Origin of the sequence: Cupriavidus sp. AU9028, assembly GCF_019795295.1 — a bacterium.
In the GTDB taxonomy this organism is placed as follows: domain Bacteria; phylum Pseudomonadota; class Gammaproteobacteria; order Burkholderiales; family Burkholderiaceae; genus Cupriavidus.
In genome coordinates this window covers 1-19,758 of sequence record NZ_JAIMCG010000015.1, presented here as the reverse complement: position 1 = coordinate 19,758, position 19,758 = coordinate 1, and the positions used below count along the sequence as shown (strand labels likewise).

General features: G+C 63.7%; 20 protein-coding genes. 10 read left to right on the top strand and 10 right to left on the bottom strand.

The features are described from left to right. Nucleotides 1-166: 166 nt before the first annotated feature. On the top strand, nucleotides 167-430 hold the full coding sequence (locus K6V06_RS16070; RefSeq protein WP_222245007.1) for an isochorismatase: 264 nt from the start codon (nucleotides 167-169) through the stop codon (nucleotides 428-430). 27 nt (nucleotides 431-457) lie between these two features. Next, nucleotides 458-679 carry a translation initiation factor IF-1 gene (gene infA, locus K6V06_RS16065; RefSeq protein WP_133094266.1) on the top strand — a complete coding sequence of 74 codons (222 nt, stop codon included), beginning with the start codon at nucleotides 458-460 and terminating at the stop codon, nucleotides 677-679. A 36-nt stretch (nucleotides 680-715) separates the two neighbouring features. On the opposite strand, the gene K6V06_RS16060 is transcribed toward infA, so the two are convergent. After that, nucleotides 716-1,444, bottom strand: coding sequence for a glutathione S-transferase family protein (locus tag K6V06_RS16060; protein ID WP_222245005.1), 729 nt, complete (start codon nucleotides 1,442-1,444; stop codon nucleotides 716-718). A gap of 138 nt (nucleotides 1,445-1,582) precedes the next feature. Between K6V06_RS16060 and K6V06_RS16055 the strand changes: the two genes are divergently transcribed. The 6 genes from K6V06_RS16055 (at nucleotide 1,583) to K6V06_RS16030 (ending at nucleotide 5,765) form a co-directional block, all read left to right on the top strand. Next, nucleotides 1,583-2,470, top strand: coding sequence for a LysR substrate-binding domain-containing protein (locus tag K6V06_RS16055; protein WP_222245004.1), 888 nt, complete (start codon nucleotides 1,583-1,585; stop codon nucleotides 2,468-2,470). A 148-nt stretch (nucleotides 2,471-2,618) separates the two neighbouring features. Next, nucleotides 2,619-3,206: an NAD(P)H-dependent oxidoreductase gene (locus K6V06_RS16050; protein ID WP_222245003.1), complete on the top strand. Its 588-nt coding sequence runs from the start codon at nucleotides 2,619-2,621 to the stop codon at nucleotides 3,204-3,206. A 6-nt stretch (nucleotides 3,207-3,212) separates the two neighbouring features. Next, the gene (locus K6V06_RS16045) at nucleotides 3,213-3,848 is read left to right on the top strand and encodes a TetR/AcrR family transcriptional regulator (RefSeq protein ID WP_222245002.1); all 636 of its coding nucleotides are present in this window, start codon (nucleotides 3,213-3,215) and stop codon (nucleotides 3,846-3,848) included. Between the two features lie 83 nt (nucleotides 3,849-3,931). After that, nucleotides 3,932-4,396 carry a YaiI/YqxD family protein gene (locus tag K6V06_RS16040; RefSeq protein ID WP_222245001.1) on the top strand — a complete coding sequence of 155 codons (465 nt, stop codon included), beginning with the start codon at nucleotides 3,932-3,934 and terminating at the stop codon, nucleotides 4,394-4,396. A 58-nt stretch (nucleotides 4,397-4,454) separates the two neighbouring features. Next, nucleotides 4,455-4,790 carry a bleomycin resistance family protein gene (locus K6V06_RS16035; RefSeq protein ID WP_222245000.1) on the top strand — a complete coding sequence of 112 codons (336 nt, stop codon included), beginning with the start codon at nucleotides 4,455-4,457 and terminating at the stop codon, nucleotides 4,788-4,790. 66 nt (nucleotides 4,791-4,856) lie between these two features. Next, nucleotides 4,857-5,765: a LysR family transcriptional regulator gene (locus K6V06_RS16030; protein WP_222244999.1), complete on the top strand. Its 909-nt coding sequence runs from the start codon at nucleotides 4,857-4,859 to the stop codon at nucleotides 5,763-5,765. Here the strand turns inward: K6V06_RS16030 and K6V06_RS16025 are convergent. Next, nucleotides 5,762-8,098 carry a xanthine dehydrogenase family protein molybdopterin-binding subunit gene (locus K6V06_RS16025; RefSeq protein ID WP_222244998.1) on the bottom strand — a complete coding sequence of 779 codons (2,337 nt, stop codon included), beginning with the start codon at nucleotides 8,096-8,098 and terminating at the stop codon, nucleotides 5,762-5,764. The genes K6V06_RS16030 and K6V06_RS16025 overlap by 4 nt on opposite strands. Further along, entirely contained in the window at nucleotides 8,095-8,577 is a 483-nt protein-coding gene (locus K6V06_RS16020; RefSeq protein ID WP_222244997.1) for a (2Fe-2S)-binding protein, read from the bottom strand. Before K6V06_RS16020 ends, K6V06_RS16025 begins: the two co-directional genes overlap by 4 nt. Nucleotides 8,578-8,907: 330 nt before the next feature. Here K6V06_RS16020 and K6V06_RS16015 point away from each other — a divergent pair, with 330 nt between their 5' ends. Both K6V06_RS16015 and K6V06_RS16010 read left to right on the top strand, forming a co-directional pair. Next, nucleotides 8,908-10,071: an MFS transporter gene (locus K6V06_RS16015; protein WP_222245140.1), complete on the top strand. Its 1,164-nt coding sequence runs from the start codon at nucleotides 8,908-8,910 to the stop codon at nucleotides 10,069-10,071. Then, nucleotides 10,068-11,117, top strand: coding sequence for an NAD(P)-dependent alcohol dehydrogenase (locus K6V06_RS16010; RefSeq protein WP_222244995.1), 1,050 nt, complete (start codon nucleotides 10,068-10,070; stop codon nucleotides 11,115-11,117). The genes K6V06_RS16015 and K6V06_RS16010 overlap by 4 nt, the downstream gene beginning before the upstream one ends. 73 nt (nucleotides 11,118-11,190) lie before the next feature. Here K6V06_RS16010 and map read toward each other — a convergent pair whose 3' ends face one another. The 7 genes from map to acnB all read right to left on the bottom strand — a co-directional run bounded on the left by map (nucleotide 11,191) and on the right by acnB (nucleotide 19,421). Next, nucleotides 11,191-11,958 (bottom strand): type I methionyl aminopeptidase, encoded by a 768-nt coding sequence (map, locus tag K6V06_RS16005; protein WP_222244993.1) that lies wholly within the window; start codon nucleotides 11,956-11,958, stop codon nucleotides 11,191-11,193. Further along, on the bottom strand, nucleotides 11,955-12,167 hold the full coding sequence (locus K6V06_RS16000) for a ParD-like family protein (protein ID WP_222244991.1): 213 nt from the start codon (nucleotides 12,165-12,167) through the stop codon (nucleotides 11,955-11,957). Before K6V06_RS16000 ends, map begins: the two co-directional genes overlap by 4 nt. Nucleotides 12,168-12,347: 180 nt before the next feature. Continuing rightward, nucleotides 12,348-14,327: a metallophosphoesterase gene (locus tag K6V06_RS15995; RefSeq protein WP_222244988.1), complete on the bottom strand. Its 1,980-nt coding sequence runs from the start codon at nucleotides 14,325-14,327 to the stop codon at nucleotides 12,348-12,350. Between the two features lie 190 nt (nucleotides 14,328-14,517). Continuing rightward, nucleotides 14,518-15,084, bottom strand: a complete 567-nt coding sequence (locus K6V06_RS15990; protein ID WP_370637482.1) for a hypothetical protein — start codon at nucleotides 15,082-15,084, stop codon at nucleotides 14,518-14,520. A gap of 215 nt (nucleotides 15,085-15,299) precedes the next feature. After that, complete coding sequence (locus K6V06_RS15985) at nucleotides 15,300-15,695, bottom strand: YkvA family protein (RefSeq protein WP_222244986.1); 396 nt, start codon at nucleotides 15,693-15,695, stop codon at nucleotides 15,300-15,302. Between the two features lie 210 nt (nucleotides 15,696-15,905). Beyond that, complete coding sequence (locus tag K6V06_RS15980) at nucleotides 15,906-16,415, bottom strand: hypothetical protein (protein WP_222244984.1); 510 nt, start codon at nucleotides 16,413-16,415, stop codon at nucleotides 15,906-15,908. Nucleotides 16,416-16,829: 414 nt separating this feature from the next. After that, nucleotides 16,830-19,421 (bottom strand): bifunctional aconitate hydratase 2/2-methylisocitrate dehydratase, encoded by a 2,592-nt coding sequence (acnB, locus tag K6V06_RS15975; RefSeq protein ID WP_222244982.1) that lies wholly within the window; start codon nucleotides 19,419-19,421, stop codon nucleotides 16,830-16,832. Nucleotides 19,422-19,758 lie beyond the last annotated feature (337 nt).

Below are 19,758 nucleotides of genomic sequence, written 5' to 3'. Positions count from 1 at the left end.
AGGTGCGCAAGTTTGGTCAAGCATCACGCGCATGTCACCGCCCGCGCAAGCGAGGCAACGACGCGCCCCCTTCTTACCCAAAGACCACCATCACACACGGTGGTTGCGACGAATCCGGTCCGGCACATCATGCTGACCGCTGCATCGGCGCAGAACAGAGAACAATTTGAATCACAGCTCCACTCCTTTTACCGTTTCCGTTTTCCCGATTGAGCAAGAACCCGGCCTCTGGTTCGGCAGCTACATGATCTCGGAGTATCGAGACGGCTACGAACGTGTCGTGGCCAACGTTTCCCTGCGCCACATCACGTTCGCGACCGAAGCGAAGGCCAAGCAGGCCGCTCGCCGCGCCGGCGACAGCGCGGTCGCCGGCATGCGACCGGCGGCAAATGGGAACGGCCTGCAGAACCGCCACCGCTTCATGCAATAACCCTGTCTCACTACACCGGAGTAAAAAATGGCTAAAGAAGAATTGGTGGAATTTGGCGGCAAGGTGTCCGAAGTCCTTCCTGACAACCGCTTTCGCGTTGTCCTCGAGAACGGCTTCGAGGTATGGGCCTATTCGTCGGGACGCCTGAAGAAGAACCGCATTCGCGTTCTCGCCGGGGATCGGGTCACGCTCGAGATGTCGCCTTACGATCTGACCAAAGGCCGCATCAACTATCGCCACAAGTCCTGATTGGACGTCCCGCAAGCCGCAACGTGAACGGTACGGTCACGCCCGCGTCAGCCTCTCCCGCTGCGCGGCCGCGATCTCCAGCCACGCCTCGTCCAGTCCGATTTGATCCACGAGGCCTGCGGCCGAGCGCACTGGCTCGCCCGCCTCGCCCCCGTGCGCGAAGCGCACCGCCGGATCGGCCTGCAGCTTGCGATACAGCCGATCCAGATTCCGGTAATCGGAGCGGCTGACAACGCCGTGATAGTCGGTCCAGCGTGCAATGCCAGCGAAGTACGCGTCCGCCACGCTGGGACGATCGCCCAGCAGCCACTGGCCGTCGCCAAGCATGGCGTCAAGCTGCTCGTGTGCCTTCCTGACCTTCACCGCGCCATATTCGCGCAGCACCGCCTTGGCCGTGTCGTCGCTGGCATGCTCATACAGATGCCACAAAGGCGCGAAGGCGCCAAAGAAGGTCGTATTCAGGTAGCCCAGCATCCGATTGAGTCGGTCGAATGCCTCGGTGCCCTGCGCAAACCCCAACCCATGCTCCATGCCTCGTGCGCCGATCCAGTTGAGGATTGCCATGCTTTCGGTGACGATCGCCCCGCTTTCGGTAGCCAGCGCCGGGGTTTCGCCAACGGGATTGATACGGCGGAACGCTTCGCTGGTCACGACGTCGGGCATGTCGATACGGCACAGGCGATAGGGCTGCCCGAGCCATTCCAGCGCGACGATGGAACCGAAGGAGCATCCCGAGGGGACGCCATAGAACAGGATGGGGGTCATGGTCAGTTCTCCGAATATGGGACCAGCCGGAGGGCCGGTCGACACGGAGGACTGTAGATCGCTGGACATTGCGGCGGTAGCCGGCAAAAATTCAACGCATCGTCCACGCCTGTGGACTTTGCAGCCCCCCTGTCCCCCATGCTGAACCTGAACGATCTCGTGCTGTTCGCTGCCGCCGTCGAACACGGCGGTTTCGCCGCGGCCTCCCGCCAGCTTGGCATACCCAAGTCCACCCTGAGCAAGCGGGTAGCGGAGCTGGAGCAGCAGCTGGGGGCGCGGCTGATCCATCGCAACTCCCGCAGCTTCGCCCTCACTGACGTTGGACAAGCCTTCCACGAGCACGCGCGGGCGGCACTGATCGAGGCCGAGGCCGCGCAGGACGTGGTACGCCAGCGCGTGGCCGAACCTGCCGGCACGGTGCGGCTGACCGCCTCGGTCCCGGTCGCCCAGCACGCCCTCGCGCCGCGCCTGCCCGAGCTGGCGCGAGTCTATCCCAGGCTGCATCTGCAACTCGATGTGTCGGACCGCTTCGTCGATGTGGCACAGGAGGGCTTCGATCTGGCCATCCGCAGCCACTTCGCGCCGCTGCCCGATTCCGATCTGGTGCAGCGGCTGCTGTCCACCGAGCCGATCATCCTCGTCGCCTCGCCCCGCTATCTCGAAGTCAGTGCTCCGCTGGAAAGCCCCGAGGCGTTGAGCCGGCACGATGGCTTGCTGACAGGAAAGCTGGCCACCAGCTGGCGACTGCACCGCGACGGCCAGACCATCGCCGTCAGCCCGCTGCCCCGGATGACAGCGAACGAATCGACCGCGCTGCTGTGCGCCGCGGTGGCGGGCCTGGGCGTGGCTTGCCTGCCGCAGTCCATCTGTCGCCGGGCGCTGCAGGAAGGCGACGTCCGGCGTGTCCTGCCGCAATGGACGGCGGGCGAAGTCATGACATCGATCCTGATGCCGCACCGGCGCGGCCAGTTGCCGGCCGTTCGCGCGGTGGTCGACTTTCTTGTGCAGTGTTTCGCCGAGCAGTGACGGTGGCCCAGCAAGCCGCTGTGCTGTCACCGGCGACCCGCCAAGCGGCTCCCGGGTCGCGAAATCGCCCTTCAAGCAGCATGGTCAAGCAAATCTACCAAAGGTATCCTACCATTCGTAGGTAACGTTATCCCAGAGGGGAGCCATCATGCACGCACTGATCGTCGTTTCGCATCCCAATCCGAAATCCTTGACCCATGCCGTCGGAGAAGAGATCGGACTTGGCTTGTCCGCATCCGGCCAAACGCACACCTTCGAGATCGCCGACCTTGCCGCCGAGGGCTTCGACCCTCGCTTCACGGCGGCAGACCTGGCCCTGCATCTGCGCGAAGCCCCGCCACCGCCCGACGTCGCCGCTGAGCACGCCCGACTGGAGCGGGCGGATGCGCTGGTGCTGGTTTTCCCCGTCTACTGGTGGTCGTTCCCGGGCATGCTCAAGGGCTGGATCGACCGCGTGTTCACCAACGGCTGGGCCTACGAGGAAGAACCGGGGGGCAAGACAGTGAAGAAGCTCGGCCATCTTGCCGTCCACCTGGTCGGCATCGGCGGCGCGAATATGGGCACCTACGACCGGCACGGTTATGCCAACGCCATGAAGACGCAGATCGATCACGGCATCTTCGGATACTGTGGCGCGCCTGTCGCGACGTCCGAACTTCTGCTACCTTCGGACTTCGAAACCGCAACTTCGCACATCGCCAGGGCGCGCCAGATCGGCCAGCACCTCTTCTCGTAGCACGGAATGCCTCCACAACCGAAGCGCACCTCGTCCGGGGACGACCCAGCAGGCCCGTCCCCGTCACCGCGCCGCAGACTGCCGCGCGACCAGCGGCAGCGGCAACTGCTCGACTGCGCCTGGAAACTTGTCAGGGAAGAAGGATCCGACGCCCTGACCATGGGGCGCCTGGCGGAACTTGCGGGAGTCGCCAAACCGGTCGTCTACGATCACTTCGGCACCCGCAATGGACTGCTGGCCGCGCTCTATCAGGATTTCGACGAACGGCAGACCGCCATCATCGACGCTGCCATCGCGGCGAGCCGCCCCACGCTGAAAGACAAGGCGCGGGTGATTGCGGCCAGCTATGTCGATTGCGTGCTGACACAGGGGCGCGAAATGCCGGATGTGTTGTCTGCGCTGAACGGCTCGCCCGAACTCGCAACGCTCAAACGCCAGTACGAGCAGGCGTTCATCGCGAAGTGCCGCACGATTCTGGCGCCGTTCTCCGGGCCAGGCGGCGTGTCTGCGGGGGGGCTGTGGGCGATGCTGGGGGCGGCGGATTCGCTGTCTCATGCGGTGGTTGCCGGCGACCTCACCGAGGAGCAGGCGCGGGATGAGCTGATCGAGGTCATCGTGGCGATGGTCAAGCGCAGCCGGTAGGGGGGCCAATGAGCCGGGCGAATGAGCCGGCCCAATGGCCCACCGCCAGTATCATGGGCGAGCCCTTTCAAGGAATCATCGCAATGCAAGTACTCGTCGACGCAGACGCCTGCCCCGTTGTGGTCAAGGAAATGCTCTTTCGCGCGGCCCAGCGCGTCCAGGTCTGTGTCACGCTCGTCGCAAACCAGTACCTGCGCACGCCGCCTTCCCGCTTCATCAAGGCTCTGCAAGTCCCGGCCGGCTTCGACGTGGCTGACCAGCGCATTGTCGAACTGGCCGCGCCCGGCGACCTCGTGGTGACAGCCGACATTCCACTGGCGTCCGCTGCGCTGGACAAGGGGGCGCATGTGCTGGACCCCCGAGGCAACTGGTTCACGCGGGAGAACATCCAGGAGCGGCTGACGATGCGCGAGGTCATGGATCAGCTGCGGGCATCGGGCATCGATACCGGAGGGCCGGCGGCGTACTCCGCGCAGGACAGCAAGGCATTCGCCGGTCAGCTGGACCGATTTCTGGCACGGCACGCGCCGCCCAGGGCGCCATCGTGACGCGGCCGGTGCCGCTCATCCTCGACTGTTCTGTTCCCCACCGATGAACGGAGCCAGCATGTCTCTTTCCCTGCTGCTTTACTGTACCGACCTGCGGCAAACCGAAGCATGGTATGCGGCGCTGGGCTTCGATGTCCGCGCATCGCAGCAGAACACCATCACGGTGGAGCGGCACGGCTGCAAGCTGCTGTTCACCGAGCAGGATTTGTGGAACGCACCGCCCGCTCTTACCGGGACGATCTATTGCACCATCCCGGACGTCGAAGCGTTCTACGAGTCGGTGAAGGGCCGGGCCACCATGGCCTGGCCGTTGCAGCGCATGCGCTATGGGTCCATCGAGTTCGCCTTGATCGATTGCAATGGCTATCTGCTCGCGTTTCAGCAGCAGGTCTAGCGATCGATTCCAGCCGTTGGGCCGATAATGGCGGCTGGCGCAACACCCGCCACCGTATAGCCGCCCATGCCCCGTCATAACCTCAACGACCTGCTCGCCCTCGTCACCGTAGCGAAGGAGCGCAGCTTCACCCGCGCCGCTGCCAGACTTGGCGTCACGCAATCGGCCCTGAGCCACACCATCCGCGGACTCGAAGCCAAACTCGGCGTGCGGCTGCTGACGCGCACCACGCGCAGTGTGTCCACTACCGACGCGGGAGAATGGCTGCTTCGCTCGCTGGGGCCGAAGTTCGAGGAAATCGAGGCCGACCTCTCGGCCGTGGCCGAACTTGGCGAGCGCCCCGCCGGCACCATCCGGATCACGTCGGTGGACCACCCCATCGACGCGATCATCTGGCCGCGACTGGCCAAGGTATTGCCGCAATACCCGGAGTTGAACGTCGAGCTGACGGTCGACTATGGCCTGACCAATATCGTCGGCGAGCGCTATGACATTGGCGTGCGCTTTGGGGACCAGATCGAGAAGGACATGATCGCGGTCCGCATCAGCCCCGACGTGAAGATGGCGATCGTGGGCGCCCCCTCGTACTTCAAGGGCCGCCCGAAACCGGCGACGCCGCGGGACCTGCTCGGGCAGCGCTGCATCAATCTGCGGCTGGCCACCAGCGGCGGCCTGTATGCCTGGGAACTGGCCAAGGGATCGAAGAAAGTGCAGGCGCGCGTCGAGGGGCAGGTCATCTGCAACAGCACCAACCAGATGCTGAATGCCGCGCTGGACGGCTTTGGCCTGACGTTCCTGCCCTATCCGATGGTGCAGCCCTATGTGGAAGCCGGCCGACTGGTCCGCGTGATGGAGGACTGGTGCCCGACCTTCCCGGGCTATCACGCGTTCTACCCGAGCCGCCGTCAGTCCTCCCGCGCGCTGAAGATCGTGATCGACGCCATCCGCCATCGGCCCGACGGCAGCCGCCGCTAGGCCTGCGCCAGCTGGTCGCGGATGGGCAGCGAGCGGATGCGCACGCCTGTCGCGGCGAAGATCGCATTGCACAACGCCGGAGCGATCGGCGGCACCGGCGGCTCGCCTACGCCACCGGGCGGCACATCGAAGCCGCCGCCCACCATCCAGGTATGAATGGCGCCCGGCGCCATGTGCGAGCGCAGGATCTCGAAGTCGTGGAAGTTGCTCTGCTTGACCCGGCCTTGCTCGAACGAAATCTCGCCGAGCATCGCCAGGCTGACGCCCATCACGCAGCCGCCTTCGACCTGCGAGCGGATGCGCTCCGGATTGACCTGCGGTCCGCAGTCGATCGCCATGTCGACACGCGGGATCGAAATCTGGCCTTTCTCGTCGACCGTCACTTCCACCACTGTCGCGACATAGGTCACGAAGCTATAGGCCATCGCGATGCCAAGACCATGTCCCTTGGGCAGCTTCCGTCCCCAACCCGCGCGGCTGGCGGCCTCCTCGATCACGGCGCGCATCCGGCCGGTGTCGAGCGGGTACAGGTCGGGCGATTCGGTGTAATTCCACTTGTCCGACAGCGCCGCGGGATCGATCCTGCGCGGCGGACCGATCAGCTCCAGCAGGTAGTCCTTCGGATCCCGGCGGGCCTCGTGCGCCAGCTCCGCAACGAAGCTCTGCACGGCGAAGGCGTGCGGGATATTGGAGACCGAGCGGAACCAGCCGATGCGCGTGTGCGCCGGCACGTCCGCCGACTCCAGACGGATCGACGGAATCTGGAACGGAATGTTGATGGCCGTCATGCCCGCTTCGAACTCGGCCTTGCCCTTTGCCCCTACCGCGAAGGTCGAGGCGATCGTCGGCGCCGCCGAGCGGTGGCGCCACACCGCAGGCTTGCCATCCGCATCGAGCGCGGCTTCCATCCGCTCGACCGACACCGTGTGGTAGTAGTCGTGCCGGATGTCGTCGTCGCGCGTCCACTGCAGCTTGACCGGCTTGCCGCCCATTGCCTTCGATACCAGTGCTGCCTCGGAGATGAAGTCTGCCATCGACTTGCGGCCAAACCCGCCGCCGAGCAGCGTGACGTGCAGCGTCACGTCCTCCGCTTTCATTCCGAGATGCCCGGCGACGCTCTCCAGGGCGCCCTGCGGGGCCTGGGACGGCGCCCAGATCTCGCACTTGCCGCCGACGAACCGCGCGGTCGCGACCGGCGGCTCCATCGAGGCATGCGCGAGATGGGGAATGTAGTACTCGGCGCAGACCGTGCGCTGTCCCTTCGCGCCGGCGGCTGCCAGCGCGCCGACTGCATCGCCGTCGTTGCGCAGCGGCTTGCCCGGCTGACGCACCGCCGCCTCCAGCGCACCGCGGAACGTCTTCGAGTCGTAACCGGCATTGGGACCATCGTCCCACTGCAGCTTCAATGCCGCACGGCCCTGCATTGCTGCCCATGTGTTCTTCGCCACCACGGCAACGCCGCCGACCGGATTGAACAAGGGCGGACCGTCGAAGCCCTTCATCTCGATCACGCGCAGCACGCCCGGCACCTTCATCGCCTCCGTGCTATCGACGCTGCGCAGCTTGCCGCCATAAACCGGTGGCCGTGCCATCACGGCGTAGAGCATGCCCGGCAGGCGCACGTCGATCCCGTAGATCGCCTTGCCTTGCGTGATGTCCCGGCTGTCGGTCGGCACGATCCTGCCCTTGCCGATATAGCGGAACGCTTCGGGCTGCTTCAGCTTCAGCTGCGCCTGCGTGGGCACCGGCTGCCGCATGGCCGCGTCCGCCAATGCGCCATAGCCCAGCCGCCGGCCGGTCGGCAGGTGGATCACCTCATGGTTGCGGGCCGCCACTTCGGCAACCGGCACCTGCCATTGAGCCGCGGCAGCCGCCTCCAGCATCTGCCGCGCGGCGGCACCCACGCGGCGCATCGGCGCGAGGAAATGCCGCATGCTGCGGGAGCCGTCCACGTTCTGGCTGCCGTAGCGCGCTTCGTTGGCGTCGGCCTGCACGATCTTCACACGGCTCCAGTCGGCCTCCATCTCGTCGGCAACGACCATCGGCAGGCTGGTCCGCACGCCCGTTCCCATCTCGGCGCGGTGCGCGATGATGGTCACCGTACCGTCCCGGGCGAGAGAGACGAACACCAGCGGATCGTCGACGACGCCGCCGGGCATGGTGTCGGCGCCGTACTTCGGTGCCGACTTGCCGGCGGCAGCGTCGTCTGCCTCGGCCGAGCTCGCCTTCGCGATCAGTCCGCCGAACTGCAGCGACAACACGAAAGCCGCGCCGGCTTGCAGCACCCGGCGGCGCGACGGTTGCTCCAAGGAATGGTTGTCGGCGCGGGTCATGCCTTCGCTCCCGTCCGGTTGCCCTGCAGGCGTTGCGATGCCAGCCGCACCGCTGCATTGATGCGTTGATAGGCACCGCACCGGCAGAGGTTGCCGCTCATCCCCGCCACGATCTCCTCGTCCGTCGGCTTCGGGTTGCTCTTGAGCAGCGCGGTCGCGGTCATGATCTGGCCCGCCTGGCAGTACCCGCACTGGGCCACGCCCAGTTCCACCCATGCGTCCTGCACCGCCTTGCCGACCGGGTCCGACGCCATTGACTCGATCGTGCGGACCGGCTTGCCGCCCACCGCCGAAACTGGCGTCACGCAGGAGCGCACCGGCTGGCCATCCACGTGGACGGTGCACGCACCGCACAGCGCCATGCCGCAGCCAAACTTCGTGCCGGTGTAGCCAAGTTCGTCGCGCAGGGTCCAGAGCAAGGGGGTATCGGGGGAAAGATCCACGTCGTGGACCTTGCCGTTGATCTTCAGCGATGTCATCGGGTTCGAAGGAACAGTAGGGACGGGTAGGAGACAGATAGGGGATCGCGGGATGGTAGCGGAGAAGCCTGCTGTGGATTCATTAGCTCATGCGCATAGTGTTATGAGCCGAATCGATAAATGGTTCCGATCCGACCGCCAGGCACCGTGCCAATACTGCCCCCGCTATTGATGAACCGGCTTCATATCGGCAATGTGGATTGATGATCTAGTCTCGCGCGCCAATCCCGCACAGAATGCCGCTCCATGGAAACTTCAGTGCAACGCCCGACCGGAGCGTCTTCCGGTGTCTGCCCATCGGCCTCCAGCCATTGGAGCGGCGTCTTCGCGATGACCCTGTGCGTCTTCGCGCTGATCGCCTCCGAGTTCATGCCCGTCAGCTTGCTCACACCGATGGCCGAGGAACTACGCGTCACCGAAGGCATGGCAGGCCAGGGTATCGCCATCTCCGGCGCATTCGCGGTCGTCACCAGCCTCTTCATCTCCATGCTCGCCGGGCGCATCAACCGCAAGACCCTGCTGCTGGGCCTGACCGCCTTGATGGCGGCGTCGAGCGCCATCATCGCCATCGCACCGACCTATCTGGCCTATATGGCGGGTCGTGCGCTGATCGGTGTCGTCGTCGGCGGCTTCTGGTCCATGTCCGCTGCCGTCGCCATGCGCCTCGTTCCGCCTGCCCAGGTTCCTCGTGCGCTGGCGGTCTTCAATGGCGGCAATGCCCTTGCCACGATCATCGCCGCGCCGCTGGGCAGCTACCTCGGTGCCGTGGTTGGCTGGCGCGGCGCGTTCTATTGTCTCGTGCCCGTCGCAATTCTTGCCCTGATCTGGCAATGGATCAGCCTGCCGTCGATGCCCGTCAAGCCGGACGAGGGCCGCCACGGCAACATCTTTGCGCATCTGCGCAGGCCGGTCGTCGCATTCGGCATGCTCGCCGCTGGTGCATTCTTCATGGGGCAGTTCACCCTCTTCACCTATATCCGGCCCTTCCTCGAAACGGTAACGGGCGTCGAACCTCGCACCCTCTCGCTGGTCCTATTGGTTATCGGTATCGCCGGATTCGTCGGCACCACATTGATCGGCACTGTCCTCAACCGAGGGATGTACGGCACACTGGCGGCAATTCCCGTGCTGATGTCCGTCATCGCACTCGCGTTGGCCGTCCTCGGTCACCAGACCGCCGCGGTCATTTCCTTGCTTGCGGTGTGGGGACTGGTCGCCACCGCGGCGCCCGTGGGGTGGTGGAGCTGGGTCGCGCGTACGTTTCCGGAGCACGCGGAGGCGGGCGGGGGCCTGATGGTCGCCACCGTTCAGCTGTCGATCGCCATGGGCTCCACTGTCGGTGGCGCGCTCTTCGACACATTCGGCTATCGCAGCACGCTGGAGGCGAGCGCCCTGCTACTGCTCATCGCCGGCGGACTTGCGTCGCTCACCTCGCGCTCGGAAGGGAAGCTCGCCGCCCGAGACCTCGAACCCTCCCCAGGAGAACTACGTTGACCGTCAAAGCTTACGGCGCACAAGCCGCCGACCGGCCCCTCGAATCGCTCGACATCGCCCGGCGCCAACCGGGTGCCCATGACGTTCAGATCGACATCGCCTATTGCGGCGTCTGCCATTCCGACCTCCACCAGGTCCGCTCGGAATGGGCGGGCACCCTCTACCCCTGTGTCCCCGGCCACGAGATCGTCGGGCGAGTCAGCGCCGTGGGCGCGCACGTCTCCGGCTTCAAGGAAGGCGATCTTGTCGGCGTCGGCTGTATCGTCGACAGCTGCCAGCACTGCAGCGAGTGCGAGGCGGGACTGGAGAACTACTGCGACAACATGGTCGGCACCTACAACGGTCCCACGCAGGACCCGCCCGGCCATACGCTGGGCGGATATTCCCAGCAGATCGTCGTGCACGAGCGCTATGTCCTGCGCATTCGCCATCCCGAAGCGGACCTGGCCGCCGTCGCGCCGCTGTTGTGCGCAGGCATCACCACCTACTCTCCGCTGCGGCACTGGAAAGTCGGCCCCGGTCACAAGGTAGGCGTGGTTGGCATCGGCGGCCTGGGCCACATGGGCATCAAGCTCGCGCATGCGATGGGCGCGCACGTCGTTGCCTTCACCACCTCCGAATCGAAGCGAACCGACGCGCTGGCTCTCGGTGCGGATGAGGTCGTCGTCTCTCGCAACCCCGACGAGATGGCAGCCCATGCGAAGAGCCTGGACTTTATCCTCAATACCGTAGCGGCACCGCATGACCTGGATGCGTTCTTCACGCTGCTCAAGCGGGATGGAACCATGACGCTTGTCGGTGCCCCAGCCACGCCGCATCCCTCGCCCGAGGTCTTCAACCTGATCATGAAACGCCGCAGCCTTGCCGGCTCTCTGATCGGCGGCATTCCCGAAACGCAGGAGATGCTGGACTTCTGTGCGGAGCATGGCGTTGTCGCCGACATTGAAATGATTCGCGCGGATCAAATCAATGACGCTTACGAGCGGATGCTCAAGGGCGACGTGAAGTATCGGTTCGTCATCGACAGCGCGTCGTTGGCTGCCTGACGTTCTTCGAAGGAAAAAGCCCCGGAAGGTTTCGCTTCCAGGGCTTTCTTCGCGTTCAACTACTACGCCAGCTTCAACTGCGCCTGATTTCTCCGGGACGCAGGGTCAATACCCGCACGCCATCACGAGTCACTGCCACGGTGTGCTCGAACTGCGCCGACAACTTGCCATCGCGCGTAACGACGCTCCAGCCATCGTCCTCGGTAAAAACGGCGGCCCGGCCCTCGTTCACCATCGGTTCAATGGTGAACACCATGCCCTCTCGCAGCATCAAGCCCGAGTGCGGCCTGCCCCAATGCAATACCTGCGGCTCCTCGTGCATCTCCCGCCCGATGCCGTGGCCACAGTATTCCTTCACAATCGAATAGCCGTTCGTCCTGGCATGCCGCTCGATCGCATAGCCGACGTCGCCGAGTCGCGCGCCCGGACGCACCGCCCTGATCCCTTTCCACATCGATTCATAAGCCACCTGCACCAGCCGCCTGGCCGGCGGTGACACGTTGCCCACCAGATAGGTCTTGCTGGAATCGGCGATATAGCCGTTCTTCTCCAGCGTGATGTCGAAATTGACGATGTCCCCGCTTCGCAGGACGTCCGTGGTCGCGGGAACCCCGTGGCAGACCACGTTGTTGCGGGATGCATTGAGCGAGAAGGCGTAGCCGTATTGCCCCTTGCTGGCCGGCCGCGCTTGCAGTCGCTCCACGATCAGGTTCTCCACCAGATCGTTGACCTGCATGGTCGACATCCCCATCAGATCCAGTCCGTCCAAATAGACGAACACGTCCGCCAGCAACCTGCCCGACTCCGCAAGCAAGGCGATCTCCCCCGGCGTCTTGATCATGCCGATGCGGCTTTCATCGGTTGCGCGACGACTCCAGCGGCTCTCAGCTCTCGTGCCACGATGTCATTGAAAGACAGCGTGGGATTCATCTCGCTGAGCATGCCGACCTTTATCCAGAAGGCGGCTTGTGCGTTGATGGACCGGCACGATACCGCGCTCGCCTTGCGTAGCTGATCGTGCAGATCGTCGTCGATATTGACTATGCCCACCCTGCTCTCCATATATGGAACGTACATGGATTGTATATTCCCGCGCAGCTCAATACAACCCGCACCCCACCAGCACCCGGTGCGGAGCCCGGATCCATTTCGTAGCGGGATTGCGCATGAAGCAGAAAGCCCCGGGGCTCGCACCTCCGGGGCCTATCCTGCCGAGGAGCCGATCGGCAGCTATCGAGTAGCCGAATTCCTGGCGATGATTGCGAACTGGCCATCCTCATGCAGCCGCGCCCAGAAGGCGCCGCGTGCCGCGTCCAGACCGACAAGCGCATCGCCTGCGCAAGCGCCAGCCACGTCGGACGGCTGCGAACTTTCGAGGAAGTCCGCGCGATACGGTTGCCTGCTCACGCATCCCGCGTCGGCGAGAGCAATCCAACGCTGGCCATCCCACCGAGCGAGCGCGACCGCATCGGTGGCTGTGTCCTTGGGCAGCGAGAATTCCAGCACGTAGGCATGTCCCGTCTTGCCCGGCTTCAGTTCCCACTCGCGGGTGGCACCTGCCGGCAACGTGACCGGCGCCTTGCCCTGTTCCGAGCCATCGCCAAGACTGCCGGGCAAGCCCGTTTCCGCCGTGATGTCCTTCAACCGGCCGTAGGGGTCGGTGTACATCCCGGTCTGGCCACTGATGCCGGAGACCACCAGCACGTCCGACAGCGTATTGCCCGCGCTGGCTTTCCACGACAGCGACACCAGTTTGGCGAGATCGATGGTGGTCTCGCGGATCTCCACCGCTTCGCTCGCCGTACCCTCGTTGATGACGCGTGCGCGTTGGCTATTGTTCAGGTTGCGACGCCAGCTTGCATCGCCAATGAACATGTAGCGGTACATCAGCGACTGAAGCTCGCGATTGGTACTGGCAAACGTCACGCCCGGCTCGACCGCCATGCTGCGCGTGCGCGTGTCATAGCGGTTGAACAGGGTATTGCGCCCGTCCAGGATGCGCGCGTTATGTCCCGCGGGCGACGCGCACGCGCTGGTGCGATAGCTGGGGTCGTAGACGTTGTTGCTCTGGATGCCGGCCGGCACGCTGGAGGGATAGACCATCTTGTCGCAGCGCGTGGCAGTCCGCGTGAACCGATCGAACAGACGCCAGGACGGCGCGGCCAGCTCCTTCGGGCCATCGGCATTGGCGTACACCGTATGCGGCGCGTAGAAGGCCTGGTAGTCGATGGCACCGCCTTGCACCGTGAAGAGCGAGACGTTGGTATCGATCGATCCCGAGACGTCGGCCGCGACCTTCACCATCACGGTATTCTGCACCTGCTCGTGTTCGCCATACCGGTTCTCGTAGCCCTTGTACGCCGCACTGCCGGCGACGATCTGCGTGAAGGCGCGCTGCGTGGCATCGCGAATCTGGCTGCGCGAGTACATGTGCTCGTGCCCCGCGACGTAGATCACATCGTTCTCCGCCAACAGCGCACGGAGCTTGTCATGCACGTCACGGAAGGCGGCATCCGAGGGTTCGGACAGATAGCCCTCGAGGATCTTCTCGCGAAGCAAGCCGTAACGGTTGCCGACCAGAGGATTGTGCGTCATCAGGATGATGTGCTCGACACGATTGCGATGCTGCAGGATCTGCTTCTCGACGAAGTCGTAGGCGAATGGCAGCCAGTCGTACGAGATATTGATGAAGAGAACGTTCTCGCGCACCAGCGCGTAGTTCTTGTACTTCGAGCCCGGCATGTGTTGCGCGTCGGCCGGAATGAGGGCGCTTACCGTGTCGAAATAGTCCTGGTCGATGCCCTTGTTGTCATGGTTGCCCATGATCGGCAGCAGGACCATGCGGTCCGTGTAATTGCTGGCGATGGCGCGCCATTGCGCGTATTCGGCCGCCGTGCCGTTCTCGGTCAGGTCGCCGGCCATCAGCACGATGGAAGCGCCTTCCTGTGCGAGCTTGTCCAGAGCCGCGCGCATCGGGTGCTCCGCGACGCCGGAAGCGCTGCCCTGCGTGTCGGGCAACACGCCGATGCGCAGAGTCTTGGCTTGTTCGGGTGGCGTTGGGGCTGGCGCGGGCGCCGGGGCCGGATCGGGATTCACTGGCGGGTGGGCGGTTTCGTCGGAATCGCTGCCGCATCCCGCCAAGGCCAACAGCAGGCCCGCGATGGCGCCGATGCGGCGGTAATGGTGGTACAAACCACGTCTGTTGTGCATTGTTGCTCCCCGTTGTAATCCGGCGAGCGTAGGAATATTTGGTTACATACCGGTGACTGAATGGTGGCAATTCAGAGTGGCGGTGGAGCGGTCCAACCAACTGCTCGTAGTCGCCCGAAGTCCGTGGGTGCAGTGCCAATAAGAAACCCCGGAAGCTCTCGCTTCCGGGGTTTTCCTTTGCCTTGCCCGCTTACTTCCCTGCCAGTGCCGAGAATTGCGGGTTGGTCACGACCTGCTTCAGCAGCTCCTGCACGGCGGGACCGAACGCATCCGCAACGTTCTTGCAGGCGCCGGCAGCGGTCCAGCTGGTGTCGAAGGGGTACTTCACCGACACCTTGTAACCGTTGTCCACCGGCGACTTCACCGCCATCGTGATCTGCCAATATGCCGGCGAGACCGAGCTGAACTTCAGCTCCTCGATCCGCCCTTCGATCGGCGCGCCCTTGATGTCATACGACTGCGCCAACAGAATCTCTTCCTGCAGCGCGTCCTTGATGTACTGCGAAGGCGTCTTGCCCGGCGCGACCTTCACCGGACCGTTCAGCCGGCACAGCGGGCTCTCGTCCACGCCCGGAGCCAGGCCCACGTCGGCGACGCTGACCTTCTTCGGCTGCAAGCTTTGCTGAATGGCGATGACGTTGGCGGCAGATGCCTTGTAGGGAATCGAATTCGTGGTCTCGCAGCCGGCCAATACAACGGCTGCTGCGCAGATGCTGGCGACGAGCGCAATCCTGCTTTGAATCATGTTGTTATCCACATCGGTTAAGGGCTCGACGGTATGTGCGCCCCGTGGAATAACGGATGGGACGGGAGGGCGAAGCACCCCTCTTTCGGGGGGTATCGGCAGGGGGCGCGCCTCTGAAGCTCAAACAGTGTTTACGTCAGCCCTGCGGCGAATCACATCAAGCAGTTGCGCGTGGATGTCGGGATGCGCGTCGGCCAATCGCGGATGGTCCGCTCCCTTTGTCCCGACTATCGGAAGGCCATCCAGAGGCTGCAGGCGAGCAGGATCCATACACATAGCACCAGCGCTATGCCCCAGTAGCTGGTCGGCCTTGCCTTTCGTTCCGCTATCCATCGTTCCGCCTGCGACCGGCACACCGCAAGAACGTCCCTGGGCATCAGGCGAACTGCCAGCCAGATCAGCGCCGGCAGAAGCACTATCTCGTCAAGGTAGCCGAGCACCGGGATGAAGTCCGGAACGAGGTCGATCGGGCTGAGCGCGTAGGCGACGACGAAGGCGCAGAGGATCTTCGTCAGCTTCGGGGTAGCGGGATGGCGGCAAGCGAACCATAAGGTGACGCCATCGCGTTTGATGCGCCTTGCCCAGTTGCGAAGATTGCCGGGGAGCGCATTGAGGGGTGGCATGGTGTTGTTGCCGCAGTCGCACGAGGCGTCATTCTATAGGGTGGCAGGGGCGACCCCTGACAGGTGGCAGGCTTGCACATTCTTCATCGATCTGCTGACTCACAGATCTGGTTCGCACACGATCCTGAGATTTCTGGCCGCGGCGAGGTCGCCCGGGCGGCACCTCTTGGCAGTACTCCTGAAAATGAGCAACAAGTCGAACGTGGCGTTTTATCTCAAAATTCTGATTATTTGAACGCGGCACATTGAATCGAACATGCTCGCCTGATCCGTTATCTCCTCGCCGCCGTACTTAGTAATCTTTGGTCGCCACCAAGCACTATTTGGGCCGATATCATAAGTAAGCCGATATCTTTCTCCGGCTTCCGCGAAAAATCGCATTGTTGCGACTTCTGACTTTCGACAAAGCAGAAAGAACTGCACTTCAACCTCATGCTCGCCGGGCAACATTTCGACTATCTCACGGCGTTTCCCAGCGGAATGTACCAGAGCTCTTTCACCAGGCTTTTCGGTCTTATTATCAAAGCGACGCACAACCACATGTGGATCGACATACAGTTGCGCCACGCTGTCAGCGTCTCTCACCAGTCCATCATATAGTTTTACCTTTGAATAAACTGTACATCCAGAGAGTGCGACCGCTGCAAGAATGGCCAAAATGATCCGCATTTCCGTGTGTATCGGCAAAGTGAGCGATGCGGGATTGTAGAGGATCCGCATGTAGCCATGCCCCCTACCCTCGAGGGTAGGTGTGACTCAGCACGCCAAAGGCACGCCTGAGTCATGAAGTCTCTCCTTTGCGTGGACAAGCGCTAGTTGAGCGGGGATGGCATCGGCAAAAACGACTGCTTTGAAGAAGCTCGGGTGTCCACAACGGGTTGACGACAGCCGCCGGTCGGAAGCAAATCCGCCAACCGCTCCCGCTAAGTTTGCGACCTCCACTATGAGCAACACGACGGGCCCAGACCACGACCTAAATAAGGCGACGACCGGCAGGGCACTCCAATGATCGAGCTTCTCCTGCGCCGCCACTACGGCCAGCTACAAGCAAAAAAAGCCCCGAAGGCTCACACCTCCGGGGCTTTCTTCTTCCAAACACCAGCCAGCAGATTCAACCCGCCAGCATTCGGTGCCTCAAACCGTCACCGTATCCGCCACGCCCTTGAAATCCTCGATCTGATCGAAGTTCATGTAGCGGTAGATCTTGTCGCCATTGGCATTGATGACGCCGATGTCTTCCATGTACTCCTGCTTGGTCGGGATCCGACCCAGACGGGAGCAGATGGCCGCCAGTTCGGCAGAACCCAGATACACATTGGTGTTCTTGCCCAGACGGTTCGGGAAGTTGCGGGTCGAGGTCGACATCACCGTGGCACCTTCGCGAACCTGTGCCTGGTTGCCCATGCACAGCGAGCAGCCCGGCATTTCGGTACGCGCACCAGCGGTGCCGAAGACGCCGTAGTGGCCTTCCTCGGTCAGCTGCTTCTGGTCCATCTTGGTCGGCGGGGCGACCCACAGCTTGACCGGGATGTCGCGCTTGCCTTCCAGCAGCTTCGATGCTGCACGGAAGTGGCCGATGTTGGTCATGCAGCTGCCGATGAACACTTCGTCGATCTTGGCGCCGGCGACATCGGACAGGGTCTTGACGTCGTCCGGGTCGTTCGGGCAGGCGACGATGGGCTCGTGCACGTCGGCCAGGTCGATTTCGATGACGGCGGCGTATTCCGCGTCGGCGTCCGGCTCGAGCAGCTTCGGATCGGCCAGCCACGCTTCCATGGCCTTGATGCGGCGCGAGAGGCTGCGGGCGTCCTGGTAGCCTTCGGCGATCATCCACTTCAGCAGCGTGATGTTGCTGTTGATGTACTCGATGATCGGTTCCTTGTTCAGGCGCACGGAGCAGCCGGCGGCCGAACGCTCTGCGGAGGCGTCGGACAGTTCGAACGCTTGCTCGACCTTCAGGTCGGGCAGGCCTTCGATTTCGAGGATGCGGCCGGAGAAGATGTTCTTCTTGCCTTGCTTGGCAACGGTCAGCAGGTCCTGCTTGATGGCATACAGCGGGATGGCGTTGACCAGGTCACGCAGGGTGACGCCGGGCTGCATCTTGCCCTTGAAACGGACCAGCACCGATTCCGGCATGTCCAGCGGCATGACGCCGGTGGCAGCCGCGAAGGCGACCAGGCCCGAGCCGGCCGGGAAGCTGATGCCGATCGGGAAGCGGGTGTGCGAGTCGCCGCCGGTGCCGACGGTGTCGGGCAGCAGCATGCGGTTCAGCCACGAGTGGATGACGCCGTCGCCCGGGCGCAGCGAGATGCCGCCGCGGGTGCTGATGAATTGCGGCAGGGTATGGTGCGTCTTGACGTCGACCGGCTTCGGATAGGCGGCGGTGTGGCAGAACGACTGCATCACGAGATCCGCGGAGAAGCCGAGGCAGGCCAGATCCTTCAGTTCGTCGCGGGTCATCGGGCCGGTGGTGTCCTGCGAGCCAACCGAGGTCATCTTCGGTTCGCAGTAGGTACCCGGGCGCACGCCCTTGCCTTCGGGCAGGCCACACGCGCGGCCGACCATCTTCTGGGCGAGGGTGAAGCCCTTGCCGGTGTCGACCGGGTTCTGCGGCAGGCGGAACAGGGTCGACGGGGGCAGGCCCAGCGCTTCGCGGGCCTTGCCGGTCAGGCCACGGCCGATGATCAGCGGAATGCGGCCGCCGGCGCGCACTTCGTCGAACAGCACTTCGGACTTGACCTGGAATTCGGAGATGACTTCGCCGTTCTTCAGGGCCTTGCCTTCATAGGGACGCAGCTCGATGACGTCGCCCATTTCCATCTTGGAGACGTCGAGTTCGATCGGCAGGGCGCCGGCGTCTTCCATGGTGTTGTAGAAGATCGGGGCAATCTTGCCGCCCAGGCACACGCCGCCGAAGCGCTTGTTCGGCACGAAGGGGATGTCTTCGCCGGTGAACCACAGCACCGAGTTGGTGGCGGACTTGCGGCTGGAGCCGGTACCGACCACGTCGCCGACGTAGGCGACGAGGTGGCCCTTCTCTTTCAGCGATTCGATGAACTTGACCGGACCGCGCTTGCCGTCTTCCTCGGGCTGGAACGCGGCGCCTTCGCGCTTGTTCTTCAGCATGGCGAGGGCGTGCATCGGGATGTCGGGGCGGGTGGTGGCGTCCGGGGCCGGCGACAGGTCGTCGGTGTTGGTTTCGCCGGGCACCTTGAAGACGGTGATGGTCAGGCTTTGCGGGACTTCCGGACGGCTGGTGAACCATTCGGCGTCGGCCCAGCTTTGCAGGACGGCACGGGCGTTGGCGTTGCCCTTGTCGGCCTTTTCCTTGACGTCGTGGAAGGCATCGAACATCAGCAGGGTCTTCTTCAGCGCCTCGGCGGCAACCGAGCCGACATCGGCGTCATCGAGCAGCTCGATCAGCGGCGAGATGTTGTAGCCGCCGAGCATGGTGCCCAGCAGTTCGGTGGCGCGGGCGCGGTCGATCAGGGGGCAGGTTTCCTTGCCCAGCGCGACGGCGGCCAGGTACGAGGCCTTGACCTTGGCGGCGTCATCGACACCGGCGGGCACGCGGTAGGTGATCAGCTCCAGCAGGTTCTGCTCTTCGCCCTTCGGCGGGTTCTTCAGCAGTTCGATCAGGTCGGCGGTCTGCTGGGCGGACAGCGGCAGCGGAGGAATGCCGAGCGCAGCGCGTTCGGCGACATGGGCGCGATAGGTTTCGAGCATGGGAGCCTGCGGGGTGATAGGGTTTAAGAAACACCGTTGTGCCCGCGATTGTACGATTTCTGCACTTGGGGGTCAAATGTCTTATATCTTATATAAGAGTTGGGGGCCGAAGGTGTTGTTGGTGCTCGACGGCCCTCTCCCCCGGCCCCTCTCCCGCAGGGGCGGGAGAGGGGAGCAAACCGTTGGTTGTTTATGGTCTGCGGGTGTTCTTGTAGTGGTCAAGTTTTTTCAGACAGGTGTTTAGGTGGTCTGGTGGAACTTGTCCTCGTAGTGCTGTGGTGACTGGTAGTCCAGTGTGGAGTGCAGCCGTACCGGGTTATAGAAGCCAACGATGTAC

Excerpts from the sequence above, each read along its gene's own strand:
- acnB (WP_222244982.1), bottom strand. The coding sequence starts at position 19,421 with ATGCTCGAAACCTATCGCGCCCATGTCGCCGAACGCGCTGCGCTCGGC.
- K6V06_RS16030 (WP_222244999.1), top strand. The coding sequence starts at position 4,857 with ATGCCCCGTCATAACCTCAACGACCTGCTCGCCCTCGTCACCGTAGCG.
- K6V06_RS16020 (WP_222244997.1), bottom strand. The coding sequence starts at position 8,577 with ATGACATCGCTGAAGATCAACGGCAAGGTCCACGACGTGGATCTTTCC.
- K6V06_RS16040 (WP_222245001.1), top strand. The coding sequence starts at position 3,932 with ATGCAAGTACTCGTCGACGCAGACGCCTGCCCCGTTGTGGTCAAGGAA.
- K6V06_RS15980 (WP_222244984.1), bottom strand. The coding sequence starts at position 16,415 with ATGCGGATCCTCTACAATCCCGCATCGCTCACTTTGCCGATACACACG.
- infA (WP_133094266.1), top strand. The coding sequence starts at position 458 with ATGGCTAAAGAAGAATTGGTGGAATTTGGCGGCAAGGTGTCCGAAGTC.
- K6V06_RS16055 (WP_222245004.1), top strand. The coding sequence starts at position 1,583 with ATGCTGAACCTGAACGATCTCGTGCTGTTCGCTGCCGCCGTCGAACAC.
- K6V06_RS16060 (WP_222245005.1), bottom strand. The coding sequence starts at position 1,444 with ATGACCCCCATCCTGTTCTATGGCGTCCCCTCGGGATGCTCCTTCGGT.
- K6V06_RS16050 (WP_222245003.1), top strand. The coding sequence starts at position 2,619 with ATGCACGCACTGATCGTCGTTTCGCATCCCAATCCGAAATCCTTGACC.
- K6V06_RS16035 (WP_222245000.1), top strand. The coding sequence starts at position 4,455 with ATGTCTCTTTCCCTGCTGCTTTACTGTACCGACCTGCGGCAAACCGAA.
- K6V06_RS15985 (WP_222244986.1), bottom strand. The coding sequence starts at position 15,695 with ATGCCACCCCTCAATGCGCTCCCCGGCAATCTTCGCAACTGGGCAAGG.
- K6V06_RS16045 (WP_222245002.1), top strand. The coding sequence starts at position 3,213 with ATGCCTCCACAACCGAAGCGCACCTCGTCCGGGGACGACCCAGCAGGC.
- K6V06_RS16015 (WP_222245140.1), top strand. The coding sequence starts at position 8,908 with ATGACCCTGTGCGTCTTCGCGCTGATCGCCTCCGAGTTCATGCCCGTC.
- K6V06_RS15995 (WP_222244988.1), bottom strand. The coding sequence starts at position 14,327 with ATGCACAACAGACGTGGTTTGTACCACCATTACCGCCGCATCGGCGCC.
- K6V06_RS16025 (WP_222244998.1), bottom strand. The coding sequence starts at position 8,098 with ATGACCCGCGCCGACAACCATTCCTTGGAGCAACCGTCGCGCCGCCGG.
- map (WP_222244993.1), bottom strand. The coding sequence starts at position 11,958 with ATGATCAAGACGCCGGGGGAGATCGCCTTGCTTGCGGAGTCGGGCAGG.